The sequence below is a fragment of the Faecalibacterium sp. Marseille-Q4137 genome, assembly GCF_017377535.1.
Classification (GTDB): domain Bacteria; phylum Bacillota; class Clostridia; order Oscillospirales; family Ruminococcaceae; genus Faecalibacterium; species Faecalibacterium duncaniae.
In genome coordinates this window covers 76,066-97,972 of the sequence record NZ_JAFREK010000006.1, presented here as the reverse complement: position 1 = coordinate 97,972, position 21,907 = coordinate 76,066, and the positions used below count along the sequence as shown (strand labels likewise).

The window sequence follows — 21,907 nt, the reverse complement described above, 5'->3', positions numbered from 1 at the left end:
GTATATCTGCAAAGAACAGGCGAAAGAGAGAAACTGTTCACGCTGTGCGCACAAAACAGCTATCTTTTTTCACAAAAACATGATAGAATAAAATGTATCTGTATCAATAAGGAGCGCACCATGAAGAAACTGACCTCGATGTACAAACGCTACATGTTCCACCCCATTTTATATAAGACCGTGACCCGCACCTCCATTGTGGCCGTGCTGATGCTGCTGTGGCAGCGCTATGTCAGCGATGGCACGTTTACCATCTGGGAGGCCCCGGGCTTTCTGTGCGGCGTGGTGCTGCTCATCTGGGCCTGGGTGGACTATCTGCGGCTGGATGGCGTGACCATCCACCATCTGCTGGAGGAGTTCAAGGGGATGGGCAAGCGGCAGAAAAAGATCCACTCCACCCGCTCCATCATCGACTATGCGGATGAGAAGATCGTCTCCTTTGAGGAGCTGGAACCCCAGGAGCGCACCTATTGCAGCCTGCTCTCCAATCTGGTGCTGGGCCTGCCGCTGGTCGCTGCTGCGCTGATCGCCAGCGCACTGTAAGGGGGCCGCGGCATGGAACAAGAGCACAAACAGCTGGTCATCGGCATTCTGGCCCATGTGGACAGCGGCAAGACCACCCTTTCCGAGGCCCTGCTCTACGGCACCGGCACCATCCGCAAGCTGGGCCGGGTGGACCATAAGGATGCCTTTCTGGACACCGACGCGCTGGAAAAGGCGCGCGGCATTACCATTTTCTCCAAGCAGGCCCTCTTCACGGCGGGCAATACCGATTTTACCCTGCTGGACACCCCGGGCCATGTGGATTTTTCCACGGAGACCGAGCGGACACTGCAGGTGCTGGATTATGCGGTGCTGGTCATCAGCGGCACCGACGGTGTGCAGAGCCATACCGAGACGCTCTGGCGGCTGCTGCGGCGGTACCGCATCCCCACCGTTGTGTTCGTGAACAAGATGGACCTGCCCGGCCCGGGCAGGGAAGCGCTTCTGACCCAGCTGAACCGTCGGCTGGGGGATGGCTTTGTGGATTTTGGGGCAGAGCAGGCCGACCGGGACGAGGCGCTGGCTCTCTGCGATGAGCGGCTGATGGAGACGATGCTGGACCGGGGAATCCTGACCGATACCGATCTCATCCCCGCCATTGCCCGGCGGCATGTGTTTCCCTGCTGGTTTGGCTCAGCCCTGAAGCTGCAGGGGGTGGATGCGCTGGTGGAGGGCCTTGACCGCTATACCCGCCCGGCCCCCGCGCTGGAAGCCTTCGGGGCCAAGGTGTTCAAGGTGAGCCAGGATGAGCAGGGAAACCGCCTGACCTGGCTGCGGGTGACCGGCGGCGCGCTCAAGGTGAAAGCCCAGCTCACCGGAGAGGTCGACGGGGAGCCATGGGCCGAAAAGGCCAACCAGCTGCGGCTCTACTCCGGCGCAAAGTTTACGCTGGCGGAGTGCATCGGCCCCGGCCAGGTGTGCGCCGTTACCGGCCTGACCAAAGCCCGCCCCGGCGAGGGTCTGGGGGCGGAACGGGACAGCGACCTGCCGGTGCTGGAGCCGGTGCTGAGCTATCAGGTGCTGCTGCCCGAGGGCGCAGACGTGCACGCCGCGCTGGGAAAGCTCCATCGGCTAGAAGAGGAGGAGCCCCAGCTCCATGTGGTCTGGAACGAGACCCTGGGCGAGATCCATGTCCAGCTGATGGGTGAGATCCAGCTGGAGGTGCTGAAAAGCCTGCTGGTTGAGCGGTACGGGCTGGAGGTCAGCTTCGGCCCCGGCGGCATCCTGTATAAGGAGACCATCACCGAAGCCATGGAGGGTGTGGGCCACTACGAGCCCCTGCGCCATTATGCGGAAGTCCACCTCAAGCTGGAGCCGCTGCCCCGGGGCAGCGGGATGCAGTTTGCCGCCGACTGCCGGGAAGAGGTGCTGGACAAGAACTGGCAGCGGCTGGTGCTGACGCATCTTGAGGAAAAGCAGCATCTGGGCGTGCTCATCGGGGCACCCCTGACCGATGTGAAGATCACCCTCATTGCGGGCCGCGCCCACCTCAAGCACACCGAGGGCGGCGACTTCCGGCAGGCGACCTACCGCGCCGTCCGGCAGGGCCTGATGATGGCAGACCAGATCCACAAGACCCAGCTGCTGGAGCCGTGGTATGCCTTCCGGCTGGAGCTGCCCTCTGACAACGTGGGACGCGCCATGAACGATATCCAGAATATGGGCGGCAGCTTTGACCCGCCCGAGACCGGAGCCGACGGGGATACCACCCTGCTCACCGGCACCGCACCGGCTTCCACCATGCGCAGCTACCCCATGGAGGTGGTGGGCTACACCCGGGGCAGGGGACACCTGACCTTGACGCTGGACGGCTACCGTCCCTGCCACAATGCAGCAGAGGTCATCGAGGCCGCGGGCTATGAGCCGGAACACGACCTCGACAACCCGGCGGATTCGGTGTTCTGCGCCCACGGGGCCGGATTTGTGGTGCCCTGGGAGCAGGTGCGCAGCCACATGCATGTGGACAGCGGCTGGGGCAAGACTGCAAAGACCGAGGAAGCGGTGCAGGCCCGTCCCCGCCGGATGGCCGCCTATCGTGCTACTTTGGAAGAGGATGCTGAGCTGCTGAAGATCTTTGAACAGACCTATGGGCCCATCAAGCGGGACCCGCTGGCGGCGTTCCGCCCCACCCAGAAGCGGGAACGCCCTGATTTCAACGCCGAGCAGTGGGAGATCCAGCCCGAATACCTGCTGGTGGACGGCTACAACATCATCTTTGCATGGGACGAGCTGAACGCACTCTCCAAAGAGAGCCTGGAAGCGGCCCGCCGCAGGCTGATGGACATCCTCTGCAACTATCAGGGCTTTAAGAAGTGCGTGCTCATCCTTGTGTTTGATGCCTACCGTGTGCCGGGCAGCCCCGGCAGCATAGAGCAGTACCACAATATCCATGTGGTCTACACCCGGGAAGCCGAGACCGCCGATATGTTCATCGAGCGTGTCACCCATGAGATCGGCAAGGGCCGCCGCGTCCGCGTGGCCACCTCCGATGGCATGGAACAGGTCATCATTCTGGGCCATGGTGCCCTCCGTGTCTCTGCCCGCATGTTCCATGAAGAGGTGCAGGAGGCGGAGAAGGAGATCCGGAGGTATTTGCAGGGGGAAGGGTAACATCCTCACCCTCTCAGTCAAAGCCTGCGGCTTTGCCAGCTCCCCCGAAGGGGGAGCCTCTGGCGGAACCACACAGCCTTGCTGTGGGTATTGCCAAGGCCTCTCCCTTTGGGAGAGGTGGCAGCGCATAAGCGCTGACGGAGAGGGCGAGCCACGGCAGGAAAGGAGCAGCAGCCTATGTTTAGCACGACCTCAGAATATGTTTGGCAAAAGATCCAGCCCCGCCCCCGGGATGCGCATAAGGGGACTTTTGGCTCCGTGCTGGTGGTGGCGGGCAGTGCGTCCTACCGGGGCGCGGCGGCGCTGGCCGTGGAAGGTGCCCTGCGCACCGGGGCCGGCATCGTTACGCTGGCAAGTGTGGAGCCGGTGCTGGCGGCTGTGGCCGCCCGCCTGCCGGAGTGCTGCCTCTGCCCCTGCGAAGCGGGGGCCGAGGGCGGCATCTCGCCCCAGAATATCGACCGCATCCGGCGGCAGAAGGCCTCTGTCCTGCTGGCGGGCCCCGGGCTGGGTTATACGGCCCAGAGCGCGGCCCGTGCCGCCGAGACCCGGGCACTGGTAAAAATGCTCCTGCCCGGCTTTTCCGGCAGTGCAGTGCTGGATGCGGACAGCCTGAACGCCGCCGCTGACCTGCTCCAAACGGAAAAAATGCCTCACCCTCAAGGAGAACTGATTTTAATGCCCCACCCCGGCGAGATGGCCCGGCTGACCGGACACTCTGCGGCAGAGATCAACGCGGACCGGGAAGGCACGGCGCTGCGCTATGCGAAAGCATGGAATGCTGTGGTGGTGCTGAAGGGAGCGCACACCGTCATTGCAGGGCCGGATGGCCGCTGTGCGGTCAATCCCACCGGCAACCCGGGGCTTTCCCGGGGCGGCAGCGGGGATGTGCTGGCGGGTATGACCAGCGCCCTGCTGGCCTGCGGTCTGCCTGCCTTTGAGGCCGCTGCCTGTGCCGTTTATCTCCATGGTGCAGCTGCCGACCGTGCCGCTGCCCTGCACGGGGAAACCGGGATGCTCCCGCATGATCTGCTGGATGCGCTGGGGACCCTGTTTGCCGAAAACGGGCGCTGAGCAAGGGGACGATCCCATCAAAAAAAGAAACGCTTCCTTTCCGCTGGATTTGTGTTATACTGGAGCTATCCAAAACACAACGATCTGCCGGAAAGGAAGCGTTTCTTTTATGGTTCCTGCACTGGAAAAAATCATTGCCGAGAGCGACCGCATCGTCTTTTTTGGCGGCGCGGGGGTCTCCACCGAAAGCGGCATCCCCGATTTCCGCAGCGTGGACGGCCTGTACCACCAGAAGTACGATTACCCGCCCGAGACCATCCTGAGCCATACCTTCTGGGAGGAGAACCCCGAGGAGTTCTACCGGTTCTACCGGGATAAGCTCATTGTGAAGGGGGCAAAGCCCAACGCTGCCCACCTGCGGCTGGCAAAGCTGGAGCGGGAGGGCAGGCTGAAGGCCATCGTCACCCAGAACATCGACGGCCTGCATCAGGCGGCTGGCTCCAAGACCGTTTACGAGCTCCACGGCAGCACCCTGCGCAACTACTGCGTGAAGTGCGGCGCGTTCTACGATGTGGACTTCGTTGCCAACAGTACCGGCGTGCCCCGCTGCCCCAAGTGCGGCGGCATCGTCAAGCCGGATGTCGTCCTGTACGAGGAAGGGCTGGACGAGGAAGTGCTCTCCGGGGCCGTGTCTGCCATCCGTAAGGCGGATACTCTCATCATCGGCGGCACCAGTCTGGTGGTCTACCCGGCGGCGGGGCTCATCCGGTACTTCCGGGGCCGCCATTTGGTGGTCATCAACATGCAGCCCACCGGGGCCGATGCGCAGGCAGACCTGTGCATTGCCAAGCCCATCGGTCAGGTGCTGAGCGAGGACGTATTGTTGGAGGACTGAGATGAAAGCTGTCATTCTGGAAAGCTATGTCATGGAGGAAGGCGACCTCGACTGGTCGGGGGTAAAGGCATTGGTGCCCGATACCACCAGCTATGTCCGCACGGCCTACGAGGAGATCGCCCCCCGCATTGGAGATGCGGACATCGTTCTGCTGAACAAGTGCCGCATGGATGAGAAGATCTTACAGCAGTGCCCGAACCTGAAATGGGTGGGCATCATCGCCACGGGCACCGACAACCTGGATCTGGAAGCCTGCCGCCGCCACGGCGTTGCAGTGGCCAATGTGCCGGGCTATTCTACCTACAGCGTGGCCCAGATGACCTTCAGCCTGCTGCTGGCCATCTGCCAGTGCGCGGAGCGCTACAACCGTGCCGTCAAGCAGGGATGCTGGCAGCTGGATATCCCGGAGAGCATCGGCCTGCTGCCCCAGATGGAGCTCTACGGCAAGACCTATGGCGTTTACGGCTATGGCAGCATCGGGCGGCAGTCGGCCCGCATTGCCAGAGCCTTTGGCATGGAGGTGCTGGTCTGCACCCGCACCGTCCGGCCCGAATACGCCGCCGACGGTGTGGAGTTCGTGGATTATGATACCCTGCTGAGGCGGTGCGATATCCTCAGCCTGCACTGCCCGGCCACGCCCCAGACCCGGGGCCTTGTCAACGCGGAGGCGCTGGCGAAGATGAAGCCCGGGGCCATTCTGCTCAACACGGCCCGGGGCGCGCTGGTGGATGAGGAGGCCGTGGCAGCGGCCCTCCACAGCGGTCAGCTGGGCTTTTACGGGGCCGATGCCTTTGTCACCGAGCCTCTGCCTCAGGAAAGCCCCCTGCGGGCAGAACCCCACGCTATCCTCACACCGCACATTGCGTGGACGACCCGGGAGGCTTTGCAGAACCTGATGGACATTACCACCCGGAACCTGTGCACCTGGCTGGAAGGAAACGGCGAGCACATCGTCAACAGATAAAAAGGAGAGATGAATCATGCAGGCAACCATTCACAACGAATTCCTGACCCTGACCGTGGATACCCATGGTGCCGAAGCAGTCAGCCTGAAAAATGCCGCCGGGCAGGAGATGCTCTGGCAGGCCGACCCGGCTGTCTGGAAGCGCCACGCCCCCATCCTTTTCCCCTGGACGGGCAAGCTGACCGGCGGGGCCTTTACCCATAAGGGCAAGACCTACCCCGGAGGGCAGCACGGCTTTGCCCGGGACGTGGAGCACACCCTGCTCTGCGCCGAGGGCGACACCATCCGGCTGGAGCTGCGCTCGGATGAAAAGAGCAAGGCAGAGCGCTTCCCGTTTGATTTTGTCCTGACCAGCACCTTCCGGCTGGAGGGCAGGACGGTGCACCACACCCTGACCGTCACCAACCCCGCCGATGCCGCCGAGGAGCTGCAGTTCGGCATCGGCTACCACCCGGCGTTCCGCATCCCCTTTGATGACAAGCACACCACCACCGATTACGAGTTCCGCTTCGACCAGCCGGAGAGCCCGATGATCCTGGACGCTTACCCCAACGGTCTGCTGACCGGCAAGTGCGGTTACCGGTGGAAGAACGAGCAGAGCATCCCCCTGACAGACGATCTGTTTGAGAACGACAGCTTCTGCATGGCCGGTCTGCGCAGCCGCACGCTGGGCATCTACGAGAAGGACACCGGCAAGGGAATTGTCTGCAATGTGGAGGGCTACCCCTATACCCTCATCTGGTCGGCTCCGGCAAAGCCAGTGCGCTTTGTCTGCATTGAGCCGTGGCACTCCCTGCCCGGTGCCCAGACCGATACCCAGGAGTGGAGCCAGCGCGCCGCTGCCGCCTGCCTTGCCCCCGGCCAGACCTGGGAGACCACCCTCAGCACAACGTTTGAGCGCTGAAGCAAAGTTTGGCAAAGAAATGCAGGAACCCCTTGACAGAGGGGACTGCATTCTGATTTAATTAGAATCGATAAAAGGGAGTAAAGGGCATCCCGCAGGGCCTGCGGGGTGCTGCATGGCAGCGTCATCACGGCAGAAATGCCCGATGTCATGTGTTGGCTTGAGACTTTTGTCACAGACAGAGTGCTGTGGCAAGGGTCTCTTTTTTCTTGCCCGGCACAGGAACATAAGGAGGAAAAATAAATATGGATCTTCTGAACACATTCGCCAGTCTCTTTTCCAATTTTGGGAATCTGACCTGGCAGATGGTGGTGATGTGGGGCATCGGTGCACTGCTCATCTACCTTGCCATCGCCAAAAAGATGGAGCCGAGCCTGCTGCTGCCCATGGGCTTTGGTGCCATTCTGGTCAACCTGCCTCTCTCGGGTGCCATCACGCAGGGGGATACGGTCGGCCCCATCTCTGCATTGTTTGAAGCGGGCATGTCCAACGAGCTGTTCCCGCTGCTGCTCTTCATCGGCATCGGTGCCATGATCGATTTTGGCCCGCTGCTGGAAAAGCCGTGGCTGATGCTCTTTGGCGCGGCGGCCCAGTTCGGCATCTTTTTTACCCTGTTTCTGGCGGGCTTCTTCTTTGACCTGAAGGATGCTGCCTCCATCGCTGTCATCGGTGCGGCAGACGGCCCTACCGCCATTTTCGTGGCCAATACGCTCAACTCCCAGTACCTCGGTGCCATCATGGTGGCAGCCTACAGCTACATGGCGCTGGTGCCCATCGTGCAGCCGCCCGTGATCCGGCTGCTGACCACGCAGAAGGAGCGCCGCATTCGGATGTCCTATGAAAAGGGCAGTGTTTCCCAGCTGACCAAGATCCTGTTCCCCATCGTGGTCACGATCATTGCAGGCATGGTGGCTCCGGCCAGTGTGGCGCTGGTGGGCTTTTTGATGTTCGGCAACCTGCTGCGGGAGTGCGGGGTGTTGAATGTGCTGAGCGAGACCGCCCAGAATGTGCTGGCAAATCTCATCACCATCGTGCTGGGCCTGACCGTTGCCGGGCAGATGACCGCCGACAAGTTCGTGCGGCCCGACACCCTGCTCATCCTTGCACTGGGTCTGGTGGCCTTTGTCTTTGATACGGCAGGCGGCGTGCTGTTTGCAAAGCTGCTGAACCTTTTCCGGCCGGAAGGCAAAAAGCTGAATCCCATGATCGGCGCGGCCGGCATCTCGGCCTTCCCCATGAGTGGCCGTGTGGTCAACAAGATGGGCCTGGAAGAGGACAACCAGAATTTCCTGCTGATGTATTCCATCAGCGTCAACGTTTCGGGACAGATCGCGTCCGTCATTGCAGGCGGCCTGATCTTGACCCTGATGGTTTAACGGAGGTGATCGCATGCTTCATCTTACTTCGTGGATGACCACGCTGCCGATGATGCTGATCGGGATGGTCGGCATCATCCTTGTCATCGGTATCATTGTTCTGGCAGTGATGCTGCTCAACCGGCTGACGGGCCGGAAATAAAAGAAAAAGGCGATGCAGCTGTTCAAAACTGCATCGCCTTTTTGCTTGTGTAAGATTACAGAGTCTGGATGGCGGCCTTGATGCGCTGGGCGGCGACCTTGGTCTTTTCGGCATCGCCGAAGGCGGTCAGGCGGAAGTAGCCCTCGCCGCACTCGCCGAAGCCGACACCCGGGGTGCCGACCACGCCGCAGTTCTCCAGCAGCCAATCGAAGAACTCCCAGCTCTTCATGCCGCCGGGGCAGCGCAGCCAGATGTAGGGGCTGTTCTTGCCGCCGCAGTACCACACGCCGCACTCGTCCAGCGCGTCGGCAATGACCTTGGCGTTCTGGCGGTAGTAATCGAGGTTGGCCTGGATCTCAGCCATGCCGCTCTCGGTGAACACGGCGGCAGCAGCGCGCTGAACGACGTAGGGCACGCCGTTGAACTTGGTGGTCTGGCGGCGCAGCCACAGCTTGTTCAGGTTCATGCCCTCGCGCTCCAGCTCGTGGGGCACGATGGTGTAGCCGCAGCGGGTGCCGGTGAAGCCTGCGATCTTGGAGAAGGAGCAGATCTCAATGGCGCACTCGCGGGCACCCTCTACCTCAAAGATGCTGCGTGCCAGAGCGGGATCGGTGATGAAGCACTCGTAGGCGGCATCGTACAGGATAACGGCGTTGTTCTTTTTGGCGTAGTCCACCCAGGCCTTGAGCTGCTCGCGGGTGTAGGCGGCACCGGTGGGGTTGTTGGGGCTGCAGATGTAGATGATGTCAGCCTTCACGCTGTCATCGGGCATCCCCAGGAAGCCGTTCTCCTGGCTGGTGCGGCCGTAAATGATCTTGCGGCCGTCGGTCACGTTGTCGTCCACATAGGTGGGGTACACGGGGTCCGGGACCAGAACGGTGTTATCCACATCAAACAGACCCAGCACGTTGGCCAGGTCGCTCTTGGCACCGTCGGAGATAAAGATCTCGTCCTCAGCCAGCTGGGTGCCGCGGCCTGCGTAGTAGCCCTGAATGGCCTGCTTCAGGAACGGATAGCCCTGCTCGGGGCCGTAGCCGTGGAAGCCCTCCTTGGTGCCCATCTCAGCGGCGGCATCCTGCATGGCGGTGACCACGCACTTTGCCAGAGGCTGGGTCACATCGCCGATGCCCAGGCGGATGATCTCCTTTTCGGGGTGTGCTTCCTGATAGGCGGCCACCTTGTGGGCAATGTCCACGAACAGGTAGCTTGCCTTCAGCTCGCCGTAATGGTGATTCATTTTCATAAGTTGTTCCCTCACTTTATAAGATTGCCCGCCCTCTCAGGCCGCTTCGCGTCCAGCTCTCCCAAAGGGAGAGCCGATGCAGCGTCTACGCCAGCAGAAGCTGACCGTTGAGCCGCAATTGCCTCTCCCTTTGGGAGAGGTGGCATTGCAAAGCAATGACGGAGAGGGCGAGGATGTTAAACTTCCGCAACTCCCTCGTACACCGTGACAGCGCTGCCGGTCATCAGCAGCTGCCTGCCGGGCAGTACCCGGATGACCAGCTCACCGCCGCGCAGCTGCACATGGATATCTTGCCCGGCGGGGCAGATGCCCAGCTCGGTCAGAGCCGCCACGGTGGCACAGGTGCCGGTGCCGCAGGCCCAGGTCTCGCCGCTGCCGCGTTCCCACACCCGCATCTTCAGGTGGGCGGCATCCACCACCTGCACAAACTCGGTGTTGATGCGCTCCGGGAAGTTGGCGTGATGCTCGAACGCCGGGCCGATGGCTTCCAGCTTCAGGCTGTCCACATCCTCCACCACGGTCACGCAGTGGGGGTTGCCCACGCTGATGCAGGTCACCTTCCACACTTTTCCCTCTACGGTGAGCGGCTGATCCACCAGCGGGCCTTCGCCCATGTGGATGGCCGGCAGGTCGGTCGGCAGGGTGCTGTAAGCGCCCATCTCCACCTGCCACAGCTGTGCGCCCTGCCGGCTGATGCGCTTGACACCGCTGTTGGTGTCGATGGTCAGGACAGGCTTTTCCACCCCGTGGGTGTAGAGCCACTCGGCCACACAGCGCACGCCGTTGCCGCACATCTGGGCCTCGCTGCCGTCCGCGTTGAAGATGCGCATCCGGCCATCGGCCCCGGGGGTCACAGGGGCGCAGATGCAGATGATGCCGTCCGCACCCACGGAAAAATGCCGGGCAGAGAGCCGCTGTGCAAGCGCGGCAATGTCTGCGGGCACACCGGATGCACGGCAGTCCAGATAGATGTAATCATTGGCACAGCCCTGCATTTTGGTAAATGACAATTTCATGGAGCATTCTCCTTTACAGGCGGGACCTCTGCGGCCATGCTGATGCAGCACGGCTGAGAGGTTTGGTTCGTCACATATAATCATAAGAATCAAACGGGCTTCTGTCAAGCAAAAAAGAGGGCTTTGTGCAATTTTCATCGGTTTTTTCTGCCCGTAAAGGGCCGGAATGCAAAACAGGGCTTGACAAGATACGGCCCATGGGATATAAAAAGAGAGAGTGCTTTTGCACGCCGGAGAGGGCGTGCGGGCAGAGAAGAAAGAATCATTGACAAAAGGAGACCGCGACGATGGATACTTTTGAAAAGATCCGTGCACTGCTGGCAGAGCAGCTGGATATTGACCCTGCTAAGATCACGATGGAGAGCGACATTATGAGTGATTTCGAGGCCGACAGCCTGGATATCGTGGACATGGTGATGACGCTGGAGGATGAGTTTGGCATTGAGGTGCCGGACGATGCCATCGAGAATCTGCGCACCGTGGGCGACGTGGTGGAATTTGTGGACAGCCACAAGGGCTGATAACAGTTTTGCAAAAAGGCCCCGCACCCGCAGCGCTGCACACGGCGGCACTGCAGCGGGGCTTTTAATATGAGCTCGTGCGGAACGGCTGGAACACAGGCGTTTGGCGCACGGCTTAGGAGGATATAACAAAATGGCAAAAGACAACAAGAAGCTTGTGCAGGCGATCACCAGCCAGGAAGAAAACTTTGCACAGTGGTACACCGACATCTGCGTTAAGGCAGAGCTGGTGGAGTACTCCAGTGTCAAGGGCTTCATCATCCTGCGCCCCTATGGTCAGGCCATCTGGGAGCTGATCCAGAAGGACATGGATGCCCGGTTTAAGGCAACCGGCCACGAGAACGTGGCCATGCCCGTGCTGATCCCCGAGAGCCTGCTGCAGAAGGAAGGCGAGCTGGTCAATGGCTTCGCGCCGGAGGTGGCGTGGGTCACGATGGGCGGCTCCGACAAGCTGGAAGAGCGCCTGGCGGTGCGTCCCACCAGCGAGACCATGTTCTGCGACCACTGGTCCCGCGTGCTGCACAGCTACCGTGAGCTGCCCATGAAGTACAACCAGTGGTGCAGCGTGGTGCGCTGGGAAAAGACCACCCGTCCCTTCCTGCGCAGCCGTGAGTTCTGGTGGCAGGAAGGCCATACCATCCACGAGACTGCCGCCGAGGCCGAGGCTGAGACCCAGCAGCAGCTGAACTGCTACGCGGATGTCTGCGAGCAGGATCTGGCCATCCCTGTTGTCAAGGGCCGCAAGACCGATAAGGAGAAGTTTGCCGGTGCCGAGGCTACCTATACCATCGAAGCCATGATGAAAGACGGCAAGGCCCTGCAGAGCGGCACCAGCCATTACTTCGGCGATAAGTTCAGCAAGGCTTACGATGTGACCTTTACCGGCCGCGACAACCAGCTGCATCACCCGTTCCAGACCAGCTGGGGCGTTTCCACCCGTCTGGTGGGTGCCATCATTATGACCCACGGCGATGACGACGGCCTGATCCTGCCCCCGGCAGTGGCCCCCATCCAGGTCGTGGTCGTGCCCATCGCCGCCCACAAGCCCGGCGTTTCCGAGAAGGCCGCTGAGCTGGCTGAGAAGATCAGCAAGTACGCCCGCGTCAAGCTGGACGACAGCGACAACGCCCCCGGCTGGAAGTTCTCCCAGTGGGAGATGAAGGGCGTTCCCCTGCGCCTGGAGATCGGCCCCAAGGATCTGGAAAAGAACCAGTGCGTGCTGGTCCGCCGCGACACCCGTGAAAAGATCTTCGTGAGCCTGGACGAGCTGGAGACCGCGATCCCGGCCCAGCTGGAGGCCCTGCGCAAGGACCTGTACCAGCGTGCCCTCGCCAACCGCGAGAAGCGCACCTGGGCAGCCACCACCATGGAGGAGGTCAAGGAGCTGGCCAAGGCCAACACCGGCTACATCAAGACCATGTGGTGCGGCGACCTGGCCTGCGAGATGAAGATGAAGGAAGAGGCTGGCCTGTCCAGCCGCTGCATGCCCTTTGAGCAGGAGCACATCAGCGATGTCTGCCCCTGCTGCGGCAAGCCCGCCAGCAAGATGGTCTACTGGGGCGTGGCCTACTAAGCCGCTCCACAGTCAGAGCCTGATCAGATGAAAAAAGCAGCTTTCCCGTCCAACGGGAGAGCTGCTTTTTTGTGTCTGCCTATTGACAATCATGTATCTACTGTATATACTGTAAATATACAGATGCAACGGAGGCGGCAGACATGAATCTCTTCATCGATAACAAGAGCGGTGCACCCATCTACGAGCAGCTCTACACCCAGATCAAGAACCAGATTTTGAGCGGGGAACTGCAGCCGGAGGAAGCGATGCCATCCATCCGGGGGCTGGCGCGGGACCTGCGCATCAGCGTTATCACCACAAAGCGGGCCTACGATGAGCTGGAACAGGAGGGCTTTTTGTATGCCGTGCCCGCCAAGGGCTTTTTCGTGGCAGCGAAAAACACCGAGCTGCTCCGGGAAGAGAACCTGAAAAAAATCGAAGCACACCTGACGGAAGCCGTCCGGCTGGCGGCTCCCTGCGGGCTGACCAAACAGGAACTGACCGAAATGTTGGAATTGCTGTGGGAGGAATGAACCATGAACGCATTAGAACTGCACGGCCTTGAAAAGCACTACCCGGATTTTGCGCTGGGGCCCATTGATCTGGAACTGCCCGGCGGCACAGTCTGCGGGCTGATCGGTGAGAACGGCGCGGGCAAGAGCACCACCATTAAGCTGATCCTGGACATGATCGACGGGGACGCAGGTACCGTTAAACTGTTCGGGCAGGAGGGGATTACCCCGCTTGCCAAAGCCGATATCGGCGTGGTGCTGGGCGGCGAGGGCATCCCCACCTGCCTGACCACCCCGCAGGTGGGAAAGGTGATGGCGGGCATCTATCCCAATTGGGATGCCGCCGCCTACGCCGACTGGTGCCGCCGCTTTGACCTGCCGGAGAACAAGAAGTATGGCGACTACTCCACCGGCATGAAGATGAAGCAGTGCCTTGCCGTGGCACTTTCTCATCACCCCAAGCTGCTGCTGTTGGACGAAGCCACCAGCGGTCTGGACCCGGTGGTGCGGGATGAGCTGATCGATCTGCTGCTGGACTTTGTGCGGGACGAGGATCACGCAATTTTGATCTCGTCCCACATCGTCAGTGATTTGGAAAAGCTCTGCGATACCATTGCCTTTCTGCACAAGGGGAAGCTCCTGCTCTGTGAGGACAAGGACACCCTGCGGGAGGAGTACGCCCTCTGGCACGGCACTGCCGGGCAATTGGAGGAGCTGGATAAAAACGCCATCGTCAGCCGTCGGGTGACAGCCTACGGGGCCGAGGCACTGGTGAAGAGGGAACTTGTCCCGGTGGGCAGCACCCTGACACCGGTGAGCATCGAAGAACTGTTCGTTTTGATGGTGAAAGGGGAGAATGTGCGATGAAAGGGCTGCTGCTGAAAGACTGGTATCAAGTCAAAACAAATATGTGGATGATGTACCTCACGGTGCTGGCTGTGCTGGCGATCTGGATCCTGAGCACTTCCGGGGATTCGAGCTTTGCGGTGAATTATTCAGCTGTTTTTCTGGGGATGATGCCCGCCTACCTGCTTTCCTACGACCACGCCAGCGGGTGGACGGAGTACAGCTTTGCCCTGCCGCTGAGCAAGGAACTTCAGGTAGCAGAAAAATATCTTGTGGGTCTGCTTTGCACGGCGGTCTCTGCGGCGCTGAACGGAATTTTCTGCGGCATCCGGTTCTGGATGGGAAAACCGCTTCCTGCGATGCCGATCGGCCTTTTGCTGGGGGCGGGCGCAGCTTCCATCCTGCTGATAAACGGGATCATGCTGCCGCTGTACTACCGTTTTGGCGCAGAAAAGGCGCGGATGCTCTACATGCTGATGTTTGCCGGAATGGGCGCTGCCCTGGGCGGCGGGATGGTCCTGATGGATGCCGTGCCGGAACCGGGCGCGGCCATTGCCATCGTCGGTGTGCTGGCAGCGGTGCTGGTGCTGTATGCACTTTCCTGGAGGCTGTCAGTGCAGTGGTATGGGAAGTATAAGAAGTAGGCTTTTCTTTGTGCAATATAGCAATAATCCGGTAAAAAAACTGTAAAAGGGGTTGAAAAATCCGGCCCGGCGTAGTATGATAACGGGGCTGAAAGAAAAATCTTACACCAAGGAGGAGTTTGTTTCCATGTCCAGTGACCATACGGATCACCCCAAACAACGCTTCTCCTGCGATGCGGGCCGTGCAAACGTGTTAGCCGCATCCTGAACTGCATGCCCTTTGTACACCGCAGGAGTTGTAACCAGACCGATGCGGTGTATTTTTTATGCCCGGAAACGGGAAACGGAGGGACCAAACCATGCAGAAGAAAAATTATGTGCAGGAGATTCTGGACATCATCCACAGCGGTCTGCCCCAGGCAGAGCTGGCTGAAAAGCTGTCCGATTACCATGAAAATGACCTGGCCGATGCCTTGACGGCCCTGACACCGGAGGAGCGCCAGAAGGTGTACACCGCACTGGGCGTGGATACGGTGGCAGAGATCTTCTCCTATCTGGACGATGCAGAGCCTTACCTGAAGGAGCTGGACCCCGAGCGGGCCGCCCGGGTCATCTCCCACATGGATTCGGACGATGCCGTAGATGCTCTGGATGACCTGGAAGAGGACGATAAGGCAAAGATCGTCCACCAGCTGGACAAGGATGCCGCCGATGATGTGAAGCTGCTGCTCTCCTATAACGAGGACGAGATCGGCAGCTGCATGACCACAAACTACATCTGCATCCGCAGGGATATGACCATCCGGCAGGCCATGAGCGAGCTGGTGAAGCAGGCAGGCGAGAATGATAACATCTCCACCCTGTATGTGGTGGATGAGAACGAGCACTTTTATGGTGCCATTGACCTGAAAGACCTCATCGTGGCCCGTGCGGAGGAGCGCCTGGAAAAGCTGATCGCACGCTCCTACCCCTACGTCACCGACCACGAGAAGATCAGCGACTGCATCGACCGCATCGTGGACTACGCCGAGCGCTCGCTCCCTGTCCTGAACGACAGCGGGAAGCTGCTGGGCATCATCACCTCGGCGGATGTGGTCGAGCTGGTGGACGACGAGATGGGCGATGATTACGCAAAACTCGGCGGCTTGACCAGTGAGGAGGATCTGAACGAGGGTGTGTTCCAGAGTGTGAAAAAGCGCCTGCCCTGGCTGATTGCCCTGCTGTTCCTCGGGATGCTGGTGTCCTCGGTGGTGGGGGCGTTTGAATCGGTGGTGGCGGTGCTGCCCATCGTCATCTGCTTCCAGTCCATGGTGTTGGATATGGCCGGCAATGTGGGCACCCAGTCGCTGGCTGTGACCATCCGTGTGCTGGTGGACGAGAACCTGACCACTGCCAAAAAACTCCAGCTGCTCTGGAAGGAAATGCGGGTGGGCCTGACCAACGGTGCACTGCTGGCCGTGCTGGCGCTGGGCTTCCTGGGCTGCTACATCCACTTCTTCAAGGCCTACGCCTGGGGTGAAGCCTTCCTGCTCTCGGGCTGTGTGGGCGTATCTCTGGTCGTGGCCATGGTGATCTCCAGCCTGGTGGGCACGGTCATCCCCATGCTGTTCCATAAGATCCACATCGACCCCGCCGTGGCTTCCGGCCCGCTCATCACCACCATCAATGATCTGGTGGCTGTGGTGGTCTACTATGGCCTGGCCGCCGTGGTGCTGATCGATATGTTCCATCTGGGCTGAAATAGAGAAAGGCTGCTGCCGACAACTCCCTCAGTCACGGCTTCGCCGCGCCAGCTCCCTCTTGGAGGGAGCCTTGACGTAATGGCAATCTGTGAAAGCCTCCCTCATTGAGGGAGGTGGCATCGCGTGAGCGATGACGGAAGGAGTTTGGCAACAGCCTCTTTTTACTTATTCTGTATCCAATACCGCTGTGTCAGCGTTCCATCGGAGGAATCGAACTGCTCGTCCTCCAGCACGCCGCCGTTGGCGCGGATGGTCTTTGCTGAGGCAACGTTGTAATGGTCGCAGCAGATGCGCACCTTTTCGATGTCTCGTTCTTTTGCCTTTTCCAGCGTCAGGCGAAGCATCTGGGTGGCGTAGCCGTTCTGCCGCTCCGAGGGGCGGACGCTGTACCCGATGTGCCCGCCGTAGGTCAGCAGGTAATCGTTGAGCCGGTGGCGCAGGTTGGTCATGCCCACCAGATGCTCATGCTCGTCCAGAGCCAGATACTCCGTGGCGGGCACGAGACCGGCGGGGGTTGTGGCCGGGTCTTTCAGCTTGCGGAGTTGGGCCAGCCAGGCATCGAAGTCGGCATATTTGTCCAGAGCCGAGGTGCCGTCCATCCGGGAGCCGATGGCCAAAAATTCTTCCCGGTAGGCCATTACCTGTTTCCGGTCACCCTCATCCGGCTCCCGCAGGTGGATCTTCTGGGGTGAGGTGCGCCGGGTGGCGGTGCGGAAATCCGGAGCCTTCATCAGGCCGTGGCAGTTGCAGTAGAAGTAAAGTACACCTGCGCCCCGCAGGGAGAAGCGGGCAGAAGCATCTCCCTCGGGGTAGAGCTTGACCAGCTGCAGCTTATCGCCGGTGAGGTAGGCCAGAAACGAGATGTAATGGTTTTTCTCCATGGGGTGGTGCAGGGTGACGAAGAGCTCGTCCTCCACCCGCTCCACGGTCAGCTGATGATGCTCGTCGGCATCCTCGGCTTCGGCGATGTCCAGCGCAGGCAGGGTGATGCCGCAGCAGCTCACCACGGCCTGCCCGGTGGCGTGGAGCACATTGCCGCAGAGAGGGCAGACGTAGAGCTTGCTCCGCAGCAGGTTGGCTGCCCGGTTCCGGTTGATGATGGGCTCTCCCTGCATCAGCTCCAGCACGCTGACCCCCAGAGCCGCAGCCAGCGGTTCCAGCAGGGAGATATCGGGCAGACCCTTGGCGGTCTCCCACTTGGAAATGGTCTTGGCGCTGACAGAAAGCGTTCCGGCAAGCTCTGCCTGGGTCAGGCCCTTGGTTTCCCGCAACTGCCGGATGGTGCTGCCTGTGACGTATGTGTTCATAATGAATGAAACCTCTCAGTCTCGCGTTGCTCGACAGCGTACGGGTTGCGGCTCCCAGCATCCACTTCGCACAAAGTATTGTGCTCGTGTCTTGCTGGCCGCGGCCCCAACAACTCCTCCCTTCATCCGCCACTGGCGGCGGTCGTCGTCGTTGCCTAATAGGGGAGCCCTTGGCAAGTCGGGCAAGCGTAATTGTTGAACCAGAGTATACTATACAAAAAAACTCCACGCAACCTACGCTGCGTGGAGTTCGTGCTTTCAGGAATTATTCGGCCTCGGTCTCGTCTTCCTCGTCCGGGTCCAGCTCCATGGTGAACACGGCCTTTTTCAGCTTGCCGCAGCCCTGGGCCTTCAAGCCGGATTTGTACGGCTCCCCGGCCAGATAGAGGGCAAAGCGGCCCTCGCAGAGCATTCCGGCAATGCTGGTGCCGGCGGTGCCCACGGTGGTATCAGCGGCTTCATCGGTGGGCCGGGTGGGGCTGAACTCGCCCAGGGACACTTCAAACAGCTCGCTGCCCTCGAGGTCGGTCTCAAGGGTCAGGTGGTTGTCGTGCCGGACAAAGGGGGCCTTGTCGCTGGCCTGCGGGGTCACGGTGCTCACCGTGACCACAGCCTTGTCACCATCGATGCGGGTGCGCCCGGCGGGCAGGTTGTTGATATCCCGCGCCATGATGAACTCGATGACGCTATCCAGACTGCTGCACAGGCCCAGATAGTTGGGGAGATTGTTCAGGGTATCGTAGATCATGGATCAGTCCTCTTTCGGGTCGGTCAGAAGCTCCTTGATGCTGGGCACAACGCCGCCCAGATTTTGCAGCTCCGACGGAATGATGATCTTGGTGGCCTTGCCGTTGGCGACCTTGGCCAGTGCTTCCAGGCTGCGCAGAGCCAGCACCTTGTCGTTGGGCATGGCCTCGTTCAGCAGGCGGATGGCATCGGCGTTGGCCTTCTGCACCGCGAGAATGGCCTGAGCCTCACCCTCAGCTTCGAGAATGCGCTGCTGTTTGACGGCATCGGCACGGAGGATGGCGGCTTCCTTTTCGCCCTCGGCGGCGGTGATGGCGGCCTGCTTCTCACCGTCGGCCTTCAGGATGACAGCGCGCTTTTCGCGCTCTGCCTTCATCTGCTTCTCCATGGCTTCCTGGATCTCGCGCGGCGGGATGATGTTCTTGACCTCCACGCGGTTGACCTTGATGCCCCACTTGTCGGTGGCTTCGTCGAGGATGGCCGTGATCTTGCCGTTGATGACATCGCGGCTGGTCAGGGTGTGATCCAGCTCCATCTCACCGATGATGTTGCGCAGGGTGGTGGCGGAAAGGCTCTCGATGGCTGCGATGGGCTGGTTGACACCGTAGGTGTAGAGCTTGGCATCCATGACCTGGAAGAACACCACGGTGTCGATCTGCATGGTGACGTTATCGCGGGTGATCACAGGCTGGGGAGGGAAGTCCGCGACCTGCTCCTTCAGGCTGACCTTTTTGGCGATCCGCTCAATGAACGGGATCTTGACATGCAGGCCGGCCGACCAGGTGTCGGAGTAGCTGCCCAGACGCTCCACAACGTACACCATGGACTGGGGTACGATGACGATGTTGGTGACGACGATGAGCAGGATGACAAAGATGAGCGCGAGGATCACGAACAGCATGATAGGCATAGAGACGCTCCTTTTTTCAGTGGTTGATGGATTCGGTCAGGATGGGTTCCACGATGAGCAGGGTGCTGTGGATCTCGGTGACCCGGCAGGCCTGCCCGGGGGTCAGGGTATCGCCGGGGGTGGCGCAGCGGGCGCTCCAATCCACGCCATCCAGCCGCACCCGGCCCGTCTGCTGGGCAGAAACGGGGGTCAGCACTCGGGCCTCCCGGCCAAGGGCGCGGTCACCGTTGGTGGGGGTGGGCTGCTTGTGCAGCCGTTTGGCCAGCGGCTTGAATGCCAGCAGGCAGACCGCGCTGACTGCAATGAACACCACCGCCTGCACCCGGAATGAGTGGGTGAACAGGCAGCAGAGCAGGGCTGCCGCGCTGCCTGCCGCAAACCAGACGGATACCATGCTGAAGGTCATACCCTCCAGCGCCAGGAAACCGACGGCGGCAAGGAGCCAGAAAATGGGGTCAATGGACATCGAACATCCCTCCTTCTTCGTTTATTATATAACAAAGGCGTGGAAATGACAATATGTTGTTATTTAAGGGCGAGTGATGCTTTGTCCAACCTCTCAGTCGCAGGCTTCGCCGCGTCAGCGAAGATGACGGAGAGGTTTAATCCGTCTCCTTATACATAATCATAGTAGCTGTGGTTCGGGTTATGCCCCACCTCTTCCACCACGATGGTGAAGCCCATGGGATTCACCTCAGTGCTCTTGCCGCTGGCAAGGGTCTCCACGATGATATGCTCGGTGCGGTTGACGATGATCTCCGCAGTCTCCACCTTGCCCACCCGTTGGTAGTGCAGGATACCGTCCTCGGCACGCAGAACCCGCAGCTGGCCGGTGCGGAAGGCCTCGCAGGTGTGGCGGAGCTGTGCCAGCTGTGCCAGCACGGGACGCAGGCGCTGTTCGTGGGCATCCCACCGGAAGAAAGCCCGGTTGAAGGGGTCCCGGTAGCCCTGCATGGCAATCTCGTCGCCGTAGTACAGGCAGGGCACACCCGGCAGGGTGTAGATGATGGCGTAGGCCATCCGCAGGCGGAGCAGGCCCTCCTCGTAGGCATCGCCGGTCACACAGCGGCCGCTCTGCCACGCGCGGCCCCGGCCATTGGCGGGCTCGTCAGCGATCACGGTCAGGGCACGCTCGGTGTCGTGGGTGGAGAGGAAGTTCAGGGCGGTGTCCATGGCGGGGGCAGGGTAGTGCTCGCAGATGGTCAGGATCTCCGTCATGGCCTGCTCGGCGGGCTTGCCCTTGACGAAATCCAGCACGGCGTTCTTGAAGGGGTAGTTCATCACGCTGTCCAGGCCCTTGCCCAGCAGATAGGTGCGGCGCTTATTGAAGCCGAACTTGGTGGTGGCATCCTCCCACACCTCGCCCAGCAGGAACTTTTCGGGGCTGACCCGCTTGACGGCGGCGCGCACCTTCTCAATGAATTCGTCGGGCAGCTCGTCGGCTACATCCAGCCGGAAGCCTGCCGCGCCACGCCGCAGCCAGGTGTCGATGACACCGCCCGGGCCGGTGATGAACTCCACATAGGAGGGAGTCTCCTCGTTGACCTCGGGCAGGGTCTCAAAGCCCCACCAGCTGCGGTAGCCGCCCTTGTACTGGGGGCCGAAATCGTACCAGCAGCGGTAAGGGGAGTTGGGGTCCCGGTATGCGCCGCCCTCGCCATAGCGGCCCTCGCGGTTGAAGTAGCGGCTGTCGGAGCCGGTGTGGCTGAACACGCCGTCCAGCACAATGCCGATGCCGTATTTTTTGGCGGCGGTGCACAGTGCCTCAAAATCCTCGTTGGTGCCCAGCAGGGGGTCCACATTCAGGTAGTCGGCGGTGTTGTAGCGGTGGTTGGAGTGGGCCTCAAAGATGGGGTTGAGGTAGATGAAATCCACCCCCATCTCGTGCAGGTAGGGGAGCTTTTGCTGGATGCCCTTGAGGTCGCCGCCGAAATAATCCTCATTCAGGTGGCCACCCACCTCGTTGGGCTGCCAGAAGGGCTCGGCGTGCTTGTCGGCCTGATAGATGCGGTCGGCAAAGGGCATGGGCTTGTTCTCCACCCCTTCGCAGAAGCGGTCCGGGAAGATCTGATAGAACACCTTGCCCTTGATGCTCTCAGGGGTCTCAAAGTCCTGCTCATAGACCGTGATCTGCCAGCTTTCGCCATCCTGCCAGCTGATTACACCGCAGTTGTCGGGGCCGCGCACGATGCGGCGGAAGTCGGTGTAGAGGTCGAAGTAGTAGAAGTAGAGGCCCGGGTCATTCAGAGGCACTTCCACAGAAAAGTGGTTCTGCCTGGGGGTCTGGCCATCGAAGTTCATCCGGTAGTAGACGGGAACATCGAACTTGCCCTCTTTTTTCAGGACAAGGTGCGGGTCTACATAGCCCAGCTCCTCGGGGATGCAGAGCGACAGCCGGACAGTCTGCCCGGCGCGCACCGCACCAAAGGGCTGCTTGAAATAGGGGTCAAAACTGTTGAACAGACAAGACAAGTAGGGT

At 60.6% G+C, this 21,907-nt stretch carries 21 protein-coding genes; 14 read left to right on the top strand and 7 right to left on the bottom strand.

The annotated features are described in order from the left end of the window. Positions 1-120 precede the first annotated feature (120 nt). The 8 genes from J3353_RS04400 to J3353_RS04365 all read left to right on the top strand — a co-directional run bounded on the left by J3353_RS04400 (position 121) and on the right by J3353_RS04365 (position 8,445). Positions 121-543: a hypothetical protein gene (locus J3353_RS04400; RefSeq protein ID WP_207684272.1), complete on the top strand. Its 423-nt coding sequence runs from the start codon at positions 121-123 to the stop codon at positions 541-543. Between the two features lie 12 nt (positions 544-555). After that, positions 556-3,153, top strand: coding sequence for a translation factor GTPase family protein (locus tag J3353_RS04395; protein WP_207684271.1), 2,598 nt, complete (start codon positions 556-558; stop codon positions 3,151-3,153). Between the two features lie 177 nt (positions 3,154-3,330). After that, entirely contained in the window at positions 3,331-4,224 is an 894-nt protein-coding gene (locus J3353_RS04390; RefSeq protein ID WP_207684270.1) for an NAD(P)H-hydrate dehydratase, read from the top strand. A 109-nt stretch (positions 4,225-4,333) separates the two neighbouring features. Beyond that, positions 4,334-5,059, top strand: coding sequence for an NAD-dependent protein deacylase (locus J3353_RS04385; RefSeq protein ID WP_207684269.1), 726 nt, complete (start codon positions 4,334-4,336; stop codon positions 5,057-5,059). A 1-nt stretch (position 5,060) separates the two neighbouring features. Next, on the top strand, positions 5,061-6,023 hold the full coding sequence (locus J3353_RS04380; RefSeq protein ID WP_207684268.1) for a D-2-hydroxyacid dehydrogenase: 963 nt from the start codon (positions 5,061-5,063) through the stop codon (positions 6,021-6,023). A 16-nt stretch (positions 6,024-6,039) separates the two neighbouring features. Further along, on the top strand, positions 6,040-6,927 hold the full coding sequence (locus tag J3353_RS04375; protein WP_156068876.1) for an aldose 1-epimerase family protein: 888 nt from the start codon (positions 6,040-6,042) through the stop codon (positions 6,925-6,927). A 245-nt stretch (positions 6,928-7,172) separates the two neighbouring features. Further along, positions 7,173-8,303, top strand: coding sequence for a sodium ion-translocating decarboxylase subunit beta (locus tag J3353_RS04370; RefSeq protein ID WP_156068875.1), 1,131 nt, complete (start codon positions 7,173-7,175; stop codon positions 8,301-8,303). 13 nt (positions 8,304-8,316) lie between these two features. Next, on the top strand, positions 8,317-8,445 hold the full coding sequence (locus J3353_RS04365; RefSeq protein ID WP_097770616.1) for an oxaloacetate decarboxylase: 129 nt from the start codon (positions 8,317-8,319) through the stop codon (positions 8,443-8,445). A gap of 55 nt (positions 8,446-8,500) precedes the next feature. On the opposite strand, the gene J3353_RS04360 is transcribed toward J3353_RS04365, so the two are convergent. Next, entirely contained in the window at positions 8,501-9,688 is a 1,188-nt protein-coding gene (locus tag J3353_RS04360) for an LL-diaminopimelate aminotransferase (protein ID WP_097770617.1), read from the bottom strand. Between the two features lie 176 nt (positions 9,689-9,864). Continuing rightward, complete coding sequence (dapF, locus tag J3353_RS04355; protein WP_097772376.1) at positions 9,865-10,704, bottom strand: diaminopimelate epimerase; 840 nt, start codon at positions 10,702-10,704, stop codon at positions 9,865-9,867. 287 nt (positions 10,705-10,991) lie between these two features. Between dapF and acpP the strand changes: the two genes are divergently transcribed. The 6 genes from acpP (at position 10,992) to mgtE (ending at position 16,461) form a co-directional block, all read left to right on the top strand. Continuing rightward, on the top strand, positions 10,992-11,225 hold the full coding sequence (gene acpP / locus J3353_RS04350) for an acyl carrier protein (RefSeq protein WP_005932296.1): 234 nt from the start codon (positions 10,992-10,994) through the stop codon (positions 11,223-11,225). Between the two features lie 133 nt (positions 11,226-11,358). Further along, complete coding sequence (gene proS / locus J3353_RS04345) at positions 11,359-12,798, top strand: proline--tRNA ligase (RefSeq protein WP_156061526.1); 1,440 nt, start codon at positions 11,359-11,361, stop codon at positions 12,796-12,798. A 143-nt stretch (positions 12,799-12,941) separates the two neighbouring features. Next, on the top strand, positions 12,942-13,313 hold the full coding sequence (locus tag J3353_RS04340; protein WP_005932304.1) for a GntR family transcriptional regulator: 372 nt from the start codon (positions 12,942-12,944) through the stop codon (positions 13,311-13,313). Between the two features lie 3 nt (positions 13,314-13,316). Continuing rightward, positions 13,317-14,159, top strand: coding sequence for an ABC transporter ATP-binding protein (locus J3353_RS04335; RefSeq protein ID WP_156061524.1), 843 nt, complete (start codon positions 13,317-13,319; stop codon positions 14,157-14,159). Then, complete coding sequence (locus tag J3353_RS04330) at positions 14,156-14,782, top strand: ABC-2 transporter permease (protein WP_156061522.1); 627 nt, start codon at positions 14,156-14,158, stop codon at positions 14,780-14,782. The genes J3353_RS04335 and J3353_RS04330 overlap by 4 nt, the downstream gene beginning before the upstream one ends. A 299-nt stretch (positions 14,783-15,081) precedes the next feature. Then, positions 15,082-16,461: a magnesium transporter gene (gene mgtE / locus J3353_RS04325; RefSeq protein WP_347562931.1), complete on the top strand. Its 1,380-nt coding sequence runs from the start codon at positions 15,082-15,084 to the stop codon at positions 16,459-16,461. 164 nt (positions 16,462-16,625) lie between these two features. On the opposite strand, the gene J3353_RS16555 is transcribed toward mgtE, so the two are convergent. From J3353_RS16555 to J3353_RS04300, 5 genes are all read right to left on the bottom strand, one after another. Continuing rightward, a complete protein-coding gene (locus tag J3353_RS16555; RefSeq protein WP_207684267.1) occupies positions 16,626-17,771 on the bottom strand; it encodes a GNAT family N-acetyltransferase in 1,146 nt (381 codons plus the stop codon). A gap of 265 nt (positions 17,772-18,036) precedes the next feature. Continuing rightward, positions 18,037-18,519 (bottom strand): YhcH/YjgK/YiaL family protein, encoded by a 483-nt coding sequence (locus J3353_RS04315; protein ID WP_207684266.1) that lies wholly within the window; start codon positions 18,517-18,519, stop codon positions 18,037-18,039. A 3-nt stretch (positions 18,520-18,522) separates the two neighbouring features. Beyond that, the gene (locus tag J3353_RS04310; protein WP_005932322.1) at positions 18,523-19,428 is read right to left on the bottom strand and encodes an SPFH domain-containing protein; all 906 of its coding nucleotides are present in this window, start codon (positions 19,426-19,428) and stop codon (positions 18,523-18,525) included. A 16-nt stretch (positions 19,429-19,444) separates the two neighbouring features. Next, entirely contained in the window at positions 19,445-19,894 is a 450-nt protein-coding gene (locus J3353_RS04305) for an NfeD family protein (protein ID WP_005932324.1), read from the bottom strand. Between the two features lie 149 nt (positions 19,895-20,043). Beyond that, complete coding sequence (locus J3353_RS04300) at positions 20,044-21,900, bottom strand: glycoside hydrolase family 13 protein (RefSeq protein ID WP_097770626.1); 1,857 nt, start codon at positions 21,898-21,900, stop codon at positions 20,044-20,046. Positions 21,901-21,907 lie beyond the last annotated feature (7 nt).